11 protein-coding genes are annotated in these 13,311 nt (G+C 32.6%); 3 read left to right on the top strand and 8 right to left on the bottom strand.

The window, feature by feature from the left end; translation table 11 throughout:
- Nucleotides 1–48 precede the first annotated feature (48 nt).
- Together plsY and DEA20_04765 are read left to right on the top strand one after the other, a co-directional pair.
- Nucleotides 49–636 carry an acyl-phosphate glycerol 3-phosphate acyltransferase gene (gene plsY / locus DEA20_04760; GenBank protein ID HBS48477.1) on the top strand — a complete coding sequence of 196 codons (588 nt, stop codon included), beginning with the start codon at nucleotides 49–51 and terminating at the stop codon, nucleotides 634–636.
- The gene (locus DEA20_04765; GenBank protein ID HBS48478.1) at nucleotides 633–2,444 is read left to right on the top strand and encodes a DNA ligase; all 1,812 of its coding nucleotides are present in this window, start codon (nucleotides 633–635) and stop codon (nucleotides 2,442–2,444) included. The genes plsY and DEA20_04765 overlap by 4 nt, the downstream gene beginning before the upstream one ends.
- Here the strand turns inward: DEA20_04765 and DEA20_04770 are convergent, their stop codons facing one another.
- On the bottom strand, nucleotides 2,445–4,445 hold the full coding sequence (locus DEA20_04770; GenBank protein HBS48479.1) for a hypothetical protein: 2,001 nt from the start codon (nucleotides 4,443–4,445) through the stop codon (nucleotides 2,445–2,447).
- A gap of 292 nt (nucleotides 4,446–4,737) precedes the next feature.
- Nucleotides 4,738–5,796 (bottom strand): hypothetical protein, encoded by a 1,059-nt coding sequence (locus DEA20_04775; protein HBS48480.1) that lies wholly within the window; start codon nucleotides 5,794–5,796, stop codon nucleotides 4,738–4,740.
- Nucleotides 5,797–6,277: 481 nt separating this feature from the next.
- Between DEA20_04775 and DEA20_04780 the strand changes: the two genes are divergently transcribed.
- On the top strand, nucleotides 6,278–6,550 hold the full coding sequence (locus DEA20_04780; GenBank protein HBS48481.1) for a hypothetical protein: 273 nt from the start codon (nucleotides 6,278–6,280) through the stop codon (nucleotides 6,548–6,550).
- Between the two features lie 48 nt (nucleotides 6,551–6,598).
- Here the strand turns inward: DEA20_04780 and DEA20_04785 are convergent, their stop codons facing one another.
- From DEA20_04785 to DEA20_04810, 6 genes are all read right to left on the bottom strand, one after another.
- Nucleotides 6,599–7,318, bottom strand: a complete 720-nt coding sequence (locus tag DEA20_04785; GenBank protein ID HBS48482.1) for a TIGR00730 family Rossman fold protein — start codon at nucleotides 7,316–7,318, stop codon at nucleotides 6,599–6,601.
- 418 nt (nucleotides 7,319–7,736) lie between these two features.
- Complete coding sequence (locus DEA20_04790) at nucleotides 7,737–8,738, bottom strand: glycerol-3-phosphate dehydrogenase (GenBank protein HBS48483.1); 1,002 nt, start codon at nucleotides 8,736–8,738, stop codon at nucleotides 7,737–7,739.
- Between the two features lie 4 nt (nucleotides 8,739–8,742).
- On the bottom strand, nucleotides 8,743–9,429 hold the full coding sequence (gene uppS, locus DEA20_04795) for a di-trans,poly-cis-decaprenylcistransferase (protein HBS48484.1): 687 nt from the start codon (nucleotides 9,427–9,429) through the stop codon (nucleotides 8,743–8,745).
- A 64-nt stretch (nucleotides 9,430–9,493) separates the two neighbouring features.
- Nucleotides 9,494–10,276 (bottom strand): adenylate kinase, encoded by a 783-nt coding sequence (locus DEA20_04800; GenBank protein HBS48485.1) that lies wholly within the window; start codon nucleotides 10,274–10,276, stop codon nucleotides 9,494–9,496.
- An 80-nt stretch (nucleotides 10,277–10,356) separates the two neighbouring features.
- Nucleotides 10,357–11,310, bottom strand: a complete 954-nt coding sequence (locus DEA20_04805; GenBank protein ID HBS48486.1) for a hypothetical protein — start codon at nucleotides 11,308–11,310, stop codon at nucleotides 10,357–10,359.
- Nucleotides 11,311–11,404: 94 nt separating this feature from the next.
- Complete coding sequence (locus tag DEA20_04810; GenBank protein ID HBS48487.1) at nucleotides 11,405–13,027, bottom strand: hypothetical protein; 1,623 nt, start codon at nucleotides 13,025–13,027, stop codon at nucleotides 11,405–11,407.
- Nucleotides 13,028–13,311 lie beyond the last annotated feature (284 nt).

The following is a 13,311-nucleotide window of genomic DNA, read 5'->3' on the forward strand; positions in this document are numbered from 1 at the left end:
AAAGAGGTCTAATATAAACTTTAAGGAATCTTCATAAGCAAGGTTAATATGATATTGATAATAAGTTTTGTGATTTTGGGATATTTTGTTGGATCAATCCCAACTGGATATTTGTTTACCAATTATTTATTTGGAGTTGATATAACGCAAAAAGGTTCTGGAAATATTGGAGCTACAAATGTGGCGCGAATTTTTGGCAAAAAATTTTTCTTTTTAATATTTTTTTTAGACGCAGGTAAAGCATTTCTTTTTTTGTTGTTATGTCGTTATTTTGTTTGTGATTTTAATTTTCTGTTTTTAATTGCGGTCTTTATTTTGCTGGGAAATGCTTATTCACCATTTTTGCGGTTTAGAGGTGGTAAGGGTGTTGCTACATCTTTTGGTTTACTGCTTTTTTTATATCCTCTATATCTTTTATTACCAGCTGTTTGGGTTTGGATTTTTATTTTTGCATTGAGCAAAAGGGTTGATATATCTTCACTGTTTTCTTTTTTGTTCATTTTGATTTTTTCCTTATTTATCGTTTCACCATTATCTTATGATTTTATATTTTTACTTTTTGTGTTTATTTTTGTTTCTTTTCGACATGTTTCAAATATTAAAAATTTATTGAAAAATTTTGGAGTCAAATCATGAAGTTTAAATTTGTTACAGAAAGTTTTGAGCAGATTGAAAAAGAGAGTTCTAGAACTTCTATAACCAAAATGATCGCAGAGCTTTTGAAAAAATCTTCACCACAGGAAGCTGCTATTATTTCGTATCTTGCGCTTGGTGAGTTACGCCCATCTTACCAGGGTACACAGTTTCATGTTGCAGAAAAAAGTTTGATAAATGTTATCGCTGCTGCGTTAAACAAATCTGTAGCAACGGTAAAAACTTATTTAAAAAAGATAGGGGATTTAGGGCTTGTTTTTGTGGAATTTGGTTTTTCAGGGCAGCATCAAGAAAATCTTTTTGAAGATAGTCACAAAAAAGACCTTTCTGTTTTAGAAGTTTATGAAAAATTAAATTCGGTTTTAGATATTTCTGGAACAGGTTCTCAGGATAAAAAAGAGAATGAAATTTTGCATCTTTTAAAAATTTTAGATCCAATATCTGCCAAATATATATTGCGAATTATTGTCGGTAAATTGCGTTTGGGTTTTTCTGATATGACCCTGCTCGATGCTTTTTCGTGGATGGAGAGTGGCGATAAATCGCTGCGTGTAAAACTTGAAGATGCGTACAATGTTTCTGCAGATATCGGTTTGATTATCAAAACATTAAAGGAAGACGGAATAAAGGGAATTGAAAAGATGAAAATTATTCCTGGAGTTCCGATCCGACCCGCTGCTGCAGAGCGACTTGCAAATGCAAAAGCTATTTTTGCAAAATTGGGTCCGTGTGTAGCGCAGCCAAAATTTGATGGCTTTAGATTGCAAGTGCACAAGTTTAAACACAAAGGCAAAGTCGAAGTACGATTTTTTTCTCGCAATTTGCAGGATATGTCACATATGTTTCCCGAGCTTACGGAAGCTGTCAAAAATATGCAAATAGATAGTTTTGTAGCAGAGGGTGAAGCCATTTCATTTGACGTAGAAACGGGTACGTTTTTGCCATTTCAGGAAACGGTTAAGCGAAGAAGAAAATACGAGGTTGAAAAATTTTCGCAAGATTTTCCACTTAAGTTATTTTTGTTTGATCTGCTTTATTTCGAGGGTGAATCTATTTTGAACAAAGAGTATAAGTATCGTAGAGCAGAGCTTAAAAATTTGATTTCCAAAGTATCAAAAGATGCGCATGCGATTATTGAGCTTACTGAGGAAAAAAAGATGGATTCGGCGCAAGAGATGGAACAATTTTTTCACGAAAATATTTCGGATGGACTTGAAGGCATCGTTGTGAAAAAACTTGATGCTATTTATCAACCGGGAAAGCGCAATTTCAATTGGGTAAAGCTTAAACGTGAAGAAGCTGGGCATTTGGAAGATACGATCGATTGCGTAATTTTGGGATATAATGCGGGTCATGGTAAGCGCGCACATTTTGGTTTGGGTGCGTTTTTGGTTGGTGTTTTCAATCCCAAAAAAGATATTTTTCAAACTGTGGCAAAGATTGGAACTGGACTTTCGGATCAGGAGTGGAAAGATTTGAAAAAGAAATGTGACGAATTTGAAGTAGCAAATAAACCCAAAAATGTTGATTGTAAAAAAGAGCTTTATCCAGATATTTGGGTTTCACCTGAGATTGTTTGCGCAATCAGAGCGGATGAGATAACTATTTCACCTATTCATACCGCAGGTTCTGTAGAAGCAATAAAAACACATGAGGGTTTTGCTTTGCGCTTCCCTAGGATCATGGGGTATCGCCCAGACAAATCTGCAACCGATGCAACAACTGTGGAAGAGTTAAAACATCTTTTTGATATTCAATTTAAATCTGAAAAGAAAAACAAAAAGAAGTGATTAATTCTCTCTTAAATATTCCAAAAAATTAGGAATATCTTTTTGTGGTAGTGGAGACTGTTCATTACCATACCATTCTTTTGGATCTTGTTTGTCGATAAATCTAGAAAATCGGTTTATCCAAATATTTCCATTTGTGAGCTTAAAGTCGGCTGGAGATTTTATTTTGGAAAGCATTAATGCTCGCAGATGAAATGCGTAAATATTATTTTGTAGCATCCATGTTTTGTGCAGGTCAAATCTAGAATTAAAAGTTAAAAGCATTAAATTTTGTTTTGGGGAAGAAAGCCCACAGAAGAATCCTTTGTAAAACCAATTTATTGAAATATTTGGAGAATAGCATCCGATGATACAGTGAGGAACAGCTTTGTTAGCGCTTTTTTTGATTTTTTGCCCTAACATAATTGCTTGATTGTTTAAAAATGTGAAATAGTTTTTTACTTCTCTATTTTGCACTAGATAAGGTAATGGAGCTTCTGTAGTTGTGGTATTAAATTTTTTAAATGTTGATGGTTCAAAACCCATAGTTGATAAAAACATTCCGACAGTTTTTCTTCCATACATTTCAAGATCGATTACTAATCCGCTAAGAGCAACTTTGTTTGAATATTTTCGCCAATCTTTTGCAAATTTTTTGAAGGAAGAAATTATCTCATTATCCCAAAATTGATCATTAAGAGGCGCAGGAACATCTTCATAATTGCGGCCGAAAATATCGATAGCGAACTCTTTAGGTTTATTTTCATTGTACAAATTGTTTGCAATTTCAAATCCTGCCAAAATTTTTGGAATTTTATTACTGCCTTTTTGCGCTTTTAGTTTGAGGGTGAAGTTTTTTATCATGTTAATCAAATCATTTTTGTTTTTTGCTTTAGATCCTATTGGGCTGTAGTAGTAGTTTGGTGCGATGCTTATCCATAGGTAATCTAAACCTGCTTTGTAAATATAATCGATCAAAATATCTTGTTCTTTTGATTTTTGTGCATCTTTGAAAATCTCAACTTCCATCCATGCTACTTTGACTGGTCGTTTTACAAAATCATCTTTTGCGATTTTTAAATTTTGCGGCGCGTTTGGTATTTTGGCGATATCAATACCATTAAAATTTTTAACGTTTTGTTTTGCTACTTTGTTTAGTTCGACCAATGTTTGTGCGAGATCTTGAATCAATATTTTTTTATATTCATCTTCGAGCGGGAATATTAAAAAACTTTCGCTTATACCTGCAAACGACAAAAGGCTTTCGCTGCCGATGAAGATGTGATTTTTATTTTGCGGATTGTACCAATAAATTCCGTAAGGGGAGAGCGAATTTGGATCAAAAATTCTTTTGATAGGCAGTGTGGTGGTAAATAAATTATGTGAGGATATTTGCATGGTGAATGCTTGATTTTTTCGCACTCTTGGTTCACTAAGAGTTGTTTTATAATTTATAGAACGAACTTCTAGCGGGGAAGCAAGAAGTGTTTGTAATAGATTATCAAAGTTATTTAAGTCTAAGATCGAATTGCCAAAATATTCTGAATTTATGTTGTGCTTATAAAATTGATTTTCGAAATTTAAGAAGTATGAAGATCCATTTTGTGCGACCACGAGATTTAATGCATTTATGATCGGTTCGATTCTTTTTATATGGCTACTGTTTGGCGGAATAAAAATTCCAATTAATCTATTTGGTTTTGAAGCTGTTTGTTTTATTAAATTTAAAAATTTTATGGTCACTTCATTAGGTGATTGAAGCGAAAATATAAATTCTTCATTTATTAAAAAGAAGATGGCTTGGAAATTGTTAAGATTTATCTTTTTATCTAAAAAATCTGCGATTGAAAAATAATGGGGTTTGAAATTGCAGACTTTAGAGATTTTGATAAAAGGTTCATACAAATAAGGTTCTGCTTGTGATGTATCAACTAATGCCAAATCTATTGGTTTTGAAGATATATTTTGTGATAATAAATTAATTAATAAAAAAGATAATAAAAGATATTTTAAGTTTTTCATTTATTCCCCCACCTCTTTTTGAATCCGCTTACTAAAAATGAAGCGTCAATGACTTTAAAGCCTTTGTATCACGCGTAATTCTTCGAAGCCAACCCTACTTCGCTCCCATGGAGCTACGAAGGGTTCTACTCGCCATTTATCACCTAGGCTAAAAGCCTTGAGGTTTTCTGGCGTAGTAGAATAAATGTAGTAGTTTTAGGTTGGGATTTGCAATGGAATGTTGGAAAAAGACAAAAAAGAGAAGCCTTAGGATAATTTCTAAGGCTTCTCTTTTTTGGTAAATATTTAGAGTTTAACTTTTAAGTATTTTTATCAGTTCGTTTAAACCGGCTTTTGCATTACTTGCTGTTTGATCTTTTTTACGTTGGTCAGATTCTGGGCGGTAAAAGTTTTCGCCACTTCCATATCCGCCGGCGGCTCTTTCAAGATCAAAGAAAACGAATTTTAGCTTACCAGAATCATTTATTATGCTAGTGTTGCCGAGGTTTAGGTTCCAAACACCAATTTCTCTAATGACTTGTGTTAATGCTGCAAAATGTTCGATGAACTCTGGCTTTATATAATTTGCTGCTAAATCTTCTACTATTTCATCAAAACTTCGATTTGTATTGAAATTGGCCGGAATTTGACTGGAAAGCATATCTTTAAATAAAGTTCTATTTTCTTCTGCAGATGGCAAATTAGGCATTTTAAATTCTACTACGAGATAATTGTCGTCATTTAAAGTTGTAAATTGTCCTATTGGAGCAAGCCATATTTTAAATGTATAAACAAAGTCTTGTAGGCTATTGTCATGAACTAATTTGATAAGCTTTTCATTATTGAAAACGCGGCTAAAAGCTTGGTGTTTATTGGGGATAATTTCTTGGTTATCAGAGAAGTAAATTTTAGGCATTTTTAAAACATAACCAGGAAGATTTTTTATTGTAAAAACATAAGTGTTTGGTGAAAATCCCAAAAAGTGAATGGTTTGACCATTTTGGAGTCTAGCTCCAGAAACAGGAATTTCGTATTTTTGAACAATATGTTGCGCTAAGGCATTATAATTTATGTATGCAGGGTCTGATTTATCGGTATGTGGAAATGGAGATGCTATTTTTTTAGGTCTTTCGACAAAGAATGCTTTAACTTCAGGATCGTTGGTAAATGAATTTAATCGTTGTTGAACTTCTTTAGGTGCTAATACTTTAGATAAAAACTCTTTTTGATGTGTTAAAACATCCATCGGAGCATGTCTTGTACCGAGTTCTTTTTCTGCGGCTAATATTTCTTCTGGATTTACTGCTTTTGCATTGTTTGCCAACAAGCATGCTCCCAAAAGAGCGTACGATACTATAGATAACTTTTTCATAATTAAATCCTTCTTTTATTTTTATATTTTACTTTAATTTAAATTACTACAAGATCGTTAATTCTAATTGTAATTTAATACTAACAGGGCATGTATAAAATGTAAAGTCATAATAGTTAAAAATGAAAAATTTGCAATAATTGATGAAATGTTAATTTTGTTGTTTATTCATTTTTGATGTTTTTAAATTTATTTAAACTTTCAGGGTGTCAAAAAATGTCGTTTTTAATGGTTTTTTCAAAATATTTTAATAAGACGTTTTTTCCATAAATTATAGTTTTTTGATAATAATTCTTATTTTTTCTAAAAATTTGCAACTGATATTAAAATAAAACTCGTATTTTTGCCTTATTTTGACACATTGACACTTCATGTTTTCACATTAGTATTAAATTCATAGGGTCAGAATATAACTGTATTTTGAAGGCCTAATTTAACTTTAATATTAATTAATTTAGATTTTGAAATTATGGAGATTTTTATGAATAAAATGTTTAAAAATATGTTTTTAGTTTTAGCATCAGTTGTTTCTTTGAGCGGCGTTGTTATGGCAGAAGAAACTTGCGCATGTGAAAATTGTGTAGCACAACAAGAAGTTGTTGCTAACGTTCCTGCGTGTGATTGTGGTTGCGAAACTCAAGAACAAAAAGTTGAAGCTGTTACAGAAACTCCAGCAGTTGAAGAAGAACAAGTTAAAACAGAAGAACAACTTCCTGTTGAAGCTGTTGAACTTCCAACAGATCTTACAAAATAAAAGATTCTATTTTAGATTCAAAAAGGCTCTCGTAAAAAGGAGCCTTTTTTATTTCATCACATTTTTATTTGGCAAGGCGCAATAGCCTGGCGTGGCCTCTGATGTTAAGCAGAAGTTTTTAATAATCTGTACAGCTTCATCCGGGTCGTCTGTGATTGATATTAAATCTACATCTTTTAAGGTTATAAGATCGTTTTTTAATGCTTTATTTTTTACCCAATCTATCATTGGTTCCCAATATTCTTTTCCTATTATAACTACAGGCGTTTTTTGCATATGGTGAGTTTGAAGAAGTGTTAAAACTTCAGAAAGTTCGTCCATTGTTCCAAAACCTCCGGGGCCAACAATAAAACCAACAGAGTTGCGAACTAAGAGCCATTTTCTTGTGAAGAAGTATGGCTGGCTAATAAAGTCTTGTGCATATTTGTTGTACGATTCGAGTCTTACTACGCCTATTCCCATCGAAATTGTTTTTTTATGATGATTACCATTTCCGTTTGCATATTCAGTTGCACCAAGATTTGCTGCTGCCATGATTCCAGGACCACCACCTGTTAAGATCGAATATCCTTCAGCCGCTAATTTTTGAGAAATTTTATAAATAATTTTTGCGTAGTGGCTGTCGATAGGAAGTCTTGAACCGCCAAAAATTGTTATGATCGGTTGCGGAAGCTTTGTGAGTTTCCACATTCCAAAAAGGACTCCAATATTTAGATGAAATAAGCTACGTAAAAATTTTAGATACATTCCAATTCTTTTAAAAATCATAAACAAGCTCCTTTTTAAAATTCGATATAATTATTAGATTATTGTTTTAAATAGTTAATTAATTTTGTTTGTTTTATAAATAAAATAATTTAATTTTTAATTTTAAGTCGAATTTACGTTGTTTTAATAGAGTTTTGTAAAATATTAAAAATGAGTTCGTACCCGTTCGACTTCGCCATAAAATGGCTTCGCTCAGGGCGAACGGTTTATAAATTTTTAATTGAAAAAAAATAAAACACTAGTTTTACTAGTGAGGCTACCTAGGATTGGCCTAAAGATTGTAGAGGTTAGATAACTTGAAAAAAATGTAGTCTACTAGTTTAATGACAGAATAACCAAATAAAACTAGTCGTTCGCCCTGAGCGAAACGAGCTTTTAGCGAGTGCAGTCGAACGGGTACGAACTCCTTATCCTTTTATCATTGACATTCAGTAGTTAATGGTTTGCTCATAATAAATTTTAAGAAATCTTCGATAGGTTGTTTTTCAAATATCATTTTGTATGTGCCAAGGCAGATAGGTAAATTTAAATTATTTTTTTCGATGATTTGTTTTACAGAAACTGCTGTATTTATACCTTCGGGAATAGCGGATATATTTTTTAAGATTTCATCGAGAGGTTTTCCTTCCCCTATTAATATTCCGATATCTTGGTTTCTGCTTGATTTGCCAAAAGATGTTAAAACTAAATCACCAAGTCCCGACAAACCATAAATAGTTTCTTTTTTACCGCCAAAATACTCTGCTATCAAGCTCATTTCGTTTAATCCGCGGGTTAATACAAATGCGATAGTGTTGTCAGAATATCCAGCACCTTTTAGTATTCCTAGTGACAATGCAAGTAAATTTTTAATAGCTCCGCCGGCTTGCACTCCTATCAAATCTGAAGATAAATAAGGTCTGAAATAGTGGTTGCTTAAAATAGTTTGTAATTTTTGAGCTATTTCACATTTGTTAGACGCAACAGTAGTTGCAGTATAAGATTTGATTGCGAAATCTCGTGCAAAGTTTGGGCCGCTGATTGTAGCTTTATTTTTTATAGGTCCAAAAACATCTTCGATAATTTGCGATGGTAGAAATAAAGTTTCTTGCTCTATACCTTTACTTAAAATTACCCATGTTTGATCTTGATTAAAATACGGTTTTGATTGGTTTAAAACATTTCTTAGAAATTTGACAGGAATGACTTCGAAAATCCATTTGGAATTAGTTAATGCTTTTTGCAAATCGCTTGTTGCTGTGATTTTGGAGTTTAGTTTTATCCCGGGAAGAAATATTTCATTAATACTTTTTTCATTAATATTTTTTACTACTTCTTCTTCGTGAGCCCAAAGTATTACATTGTACCCGTTTTCAGCCAAAAGATTGGCAAATGCAGTGCCCCATGCGCCAGCGCCTAAAACAGTAACTAATTTTTCCATTTTTTTACTTTCCAAAATTTCTTTTTATAGAATCAAACCGCTCTTTGCATTGTAACAAAATATTTTCTGAAATTTCAGGCCAGCAAATATCAAGTGGCATTAATTCACTGTATGCGCCTTGATATATTAAAAAATTACTAAGTCTATTTTCACCACCAGTTCTAATAATAATTTCTGGATCTGGAACGCCTGCCATCCAAAAATTACTTTCAAACATTTTGGCAGTGATATCTTTTGGATCTAATTCATTATTTTTTACTTTGTGCGCAATTATTTGGGTAGCGTTTAATATTTCCTGTCTTGAGCCATAACAAAAAAGAAAATTTAAATTTAATTTGTTGAAATTAGCTGTTTTCGTTTCTGCTTCATTAATAAATTCTAATGTTTGCTGAGGGAAAAAACTTCGTTCTCCGATGAAGCGGACGCGAACTTCATTTTCGATAAAATAAGGAAGCCGCTCTCTTAGTCTTTTTGCAAGTATTGAAAATAGATAATTTTTTTCTTCTTCTGATCGATTGAAATTTTCCAAAGAAAATGTGTAAAGGGATAAGTAGGGAATATTTTCTTTAAGACAAAAGTTTACAGCAGTTTTGATAGCCTCTGCTCCTTTTTCGTGACCTTTAAAAACTTGAAGTTTATTTGCTTTTGCCCAGCGACGATTGCCATCCATTATCATTGCGAGATGTTGCATTATTAAGTCCTTTTTTTTAGTCAAAAAGAAAGCCCCGATTTTTATTTCGAGGCTTTCTTTAATTTTATTTAACTATCTTTTTGAAAGATTCGTAAACTTCATCAACTGGCTGAGTGGCGGAAATTTCTTTTATAGAAATTCCTTTTTCGCTGAAAAAGTTTAGAATTTCGTTTTCAGTTGCACTGTAAATTTTGAATCTGTTTTTTACAACTTCTTCATTATCATCAGTTCGTTTGATCAATTTTGATCCACAAAGATCGCATATGCCTTCTTTGGCGGGTTTTTTAGATTTGAGAGAGTAAACTGCTTGGCACTTTTTGTTTTCACATACGAGTCTGTTTGCGATTCGGTCTACAACTTCTTCTTCTCTGATAGCAAATTTGACAACTTTTAAACTGAGATTTGAAAAGTTTGGATCTGCAAGCAAGGTGACCAAAGTTTCTGCTTGAGATTTGGTTCTTGGATATCCATCTAAAATTATTGGATTTTTACTTGATTGCTGCTCGGTAAGCCAAACTTTTACCATGTCAGAGATTAAACTGTCTGGAACAAGCTCGCCTTTATCGATGTAACCTTTTAATGTTTTACCAAGATCTGTACCTTTTTCGATATTTTGTCTGCAAAGATCGCCGGTTGAAAGGGTTGTATAACCTAATTCTTTAGCTGCTCTTTGAGCAAGTGTGCCCTTGCCGCTTCCTGGTGCGCCGAAAAGTACAAGAATTTCTTTTTTATTTTCAATTGATGTTTTCATATCTTCCTTATTTGTGGAGTTGCCACATGATGCAAAAAGAGCTGTTGCTGCTATTGCAAAAATTAATTTTTGTGGAATTGAAGTTTTTGAAATCATATAACTCCTAAAATTATTTAACAAAAAAACATTGAAGGATCCAGCATAATACTACTTTTTAAAATGCTCAAGATTAAAAATTAAACAGGGCTTATTGCAGCTGAGGAAGCAGCGACAGTAGGATTACTGCTTGAAGATGAGGCCGTTACTCCGATTGGTCTCATTTCTACAGCAACTTTATTAACAGGAATATATCGAAATTTGAAATCGTTACTTCTTATTACAAGCTCAAAAAGCGGTGTCCTTTCTTGAAGAATAAATGTTACAATTTTTGCGGTACCGTTTGGCTCTATTCTACATCCAGATTGGTGTTGCATTATTTTTTTGAAAAAGGATTTTCTATCTTTTAAAGAACTCAAAACCTGCATCCAATAAAGGGACATTACAGCTCCGCTAGCTGAACATATTGATGCGAAAAATACATCAAGTGTTAAAAATATAGCTCCTACCGCAAAACAATAAGCAACTTGTTTATCAATGATGCATGAACGTGATACCTCTAATAATTCAAGAGCAAAAATCGAAGCTATTGTTAGAGGTATTATGCAAAAAAGAGCTACCGACATAAGTTCGAATTTGCAAAGTTCCGAATTATGATGTTGGCAATAAGTGTGAGGAAATAACCTTTTTATACCTTCCCCGCTTAAAAAAAATTTATCTTGAACATCACTTTCATCCGTTAAACATAAAAATTTTGAAGGAATGAAAATAGCTTTGGACTCACTGTTCTTTATAGTCAAAATTACAGGATTGAAATAGTCGTAAAATGTCTTAATAGCACGGTCCGGAATGAAAAGTTTTTCTTTTAAAGTGTAATCTACAAAACCTGAAAGCTCTCTTTCCCATATAGAAAAATCCTTTTCATGAACATAATTTAAAAAATCGGTGTAGTTAGATTGATTATTTTTTAACACTTTACCATTGCAAGTTATTTTAGTGTTGTCGTCTAAAGGCTTAATTGTGAATTCAAAATCTGCAGATAAATTGTTACAAAAACATAAAGATGCTAATGCTAGTTTTAAATAAAATTTCATGATAAAAACTTTCTTTGATTTTGTTGTTAATAAAAAATTCCCCAGGTTTTTAAAACCTGAGGAATCCTATCATCAAGATAAGAAAATGTAAAAATTATTTGGTGCTCAAATAGCGTAGCGCATGATGTACTGAATCAAAAATGTGGCCTTTATTTTTTAAGGTTATGTAAATCACATCTTTGCTTAACATTTTTTCCACAAATTCAGACATTCCGCAAATTAAAATAATTTTATTTTGTTTTTCTACTAGTTCGATAATTTCGCCTAAAGCATCAATTCCATCATTGTCTATAACATAAAGATCTTTTAAATCTAAAATTACAGCCTTTTCTTTGATCGGCCGATTTTCAAATCTTGCAATGTGTGATTGTGAATTGATGTAGGCGAGTGTTCCTTTTATTGAATAAATTAATGCTTCTGTACCTTGTTCTTTTACTTCTCGAAGTACTGAAACAATATTTTCTTTGGATTTTATATGTTGCTCGCTTGGAGTGAGTTCATAATATCCTTTTGAAATATTTTCCATAAAAACAAGCATGGCGATTGTACCACCAAAAAGCATACCAACTACCGGATCTTCATAAATTGTTACAAAAGCGACTACCAAGGCAATGAAGAATCCAACTTTATCTACTTTGAACATTCGTTCCAATTTTTCACGTTCGACCATTCCCATAGAGACGCTTACGAGTATTGCTGCGATTACTGGAAGTGGGGTAAATTTGAAAAAACCGATTAAAAGTGTTGCAAATGCTCCCGTAAAAACTGCATTTAATACTCCTGCGGTTTTATGAGTACAACCAGTTTTTATATTTACTGCCGTTCGTACAAAAACTGCCGTTGCAGGTATTCCTCCAGCGATACCGGAAGCGATATTCGAAAGTCCTAAGCCGAGCATTTCTTTGGGTTTGTTATGTTTTGTTTTGGTTATTCCATCTGCAAGCCGTGCGGAAATCATGGTTTCGAGTATTGCTATTATTGCAACTGTTAACGCAGGAATCAAAAGTGCTGGAGAAAAATCAAAAGAGTGGGGTATAAAAAGTGAAATTTTCATATCAGGAAATTTGGTATCAAGTGTTTGTAGCGTAAGCGGGATGATACCTTTGGTTGTCAGATATCCAAAAATTATGCCTATTGGGAAAATGATTATTGAGCTGGGTATTTTTGGTATTAATTTTGCAAGCAATATTAAAGCTATTAAAAATATGGCGAAGATAATAAAAGATGAAAGAGAGGCTTGGGGTATATGTTTAATACTTTCCCAGACGTTTACTAAAAATTTTTCATGTTTAGGAAGATTAGATAATCCAATAGCATAGTTTAATTGGTTAAAACCCATTGTGATAGCAATTCCTAAAATTAAACCATTTAAAGAGCTTGCTGGAAAAAATATTAAATATTTTTCAATTCTAAAAAAGTAGGCAAGCATTATAAAAAGTCCAGAAACGACGGCGAGAGTAGGAAGAACTTGTGGTCCATATATTATTGCATAAGCGGTTAAAATTCCGACTAAGGATCCTGCTGGCCCAATTATATTATAATTACTTCCCCCAAAAATTGCTGCTATTAATCCGGCCCAAACTCCTGTTACTATTCCCGCCATTGGTGTTGTGCCCGATGCAACCGCAAGTGATATTGCCATTGGTAGAGAAACTAGCGAAACTGTAAGTCCTGATTTCCAATTTTCCTTAATTTTTTGAACTAAAAAAGCCCTCATGATTTTTTCCTTTTTCTATTTATTTTTAACTAAATAAATTTGCGATTTTGTTTAATCCCCCCAAGAGATTCTTTGTTGTATGAGTATATTTTATGCCTGTCTAAGTCGAAAATAAAATGAAATTATTTTTTTTATCGAAATTTGCATTTTTTACAGAAAATTTTGGCTCGGAAATATAAGTATTTTCTAAGTGAAATAATTTTTTATTAGAAGCGGTAAAATAATGCTATGAGTGATGATTAAATGCTAAAATTTAAAATCTATTAGTAATCACGATTTTTCTA

It is taken from the genome of Candidatus Dependentiae bacterium (genome assembly GCA_003511165.1).
GTDB lineage: Bacteria > Babelota > Babeliae > Babelales > UBA12411 > UBA12411.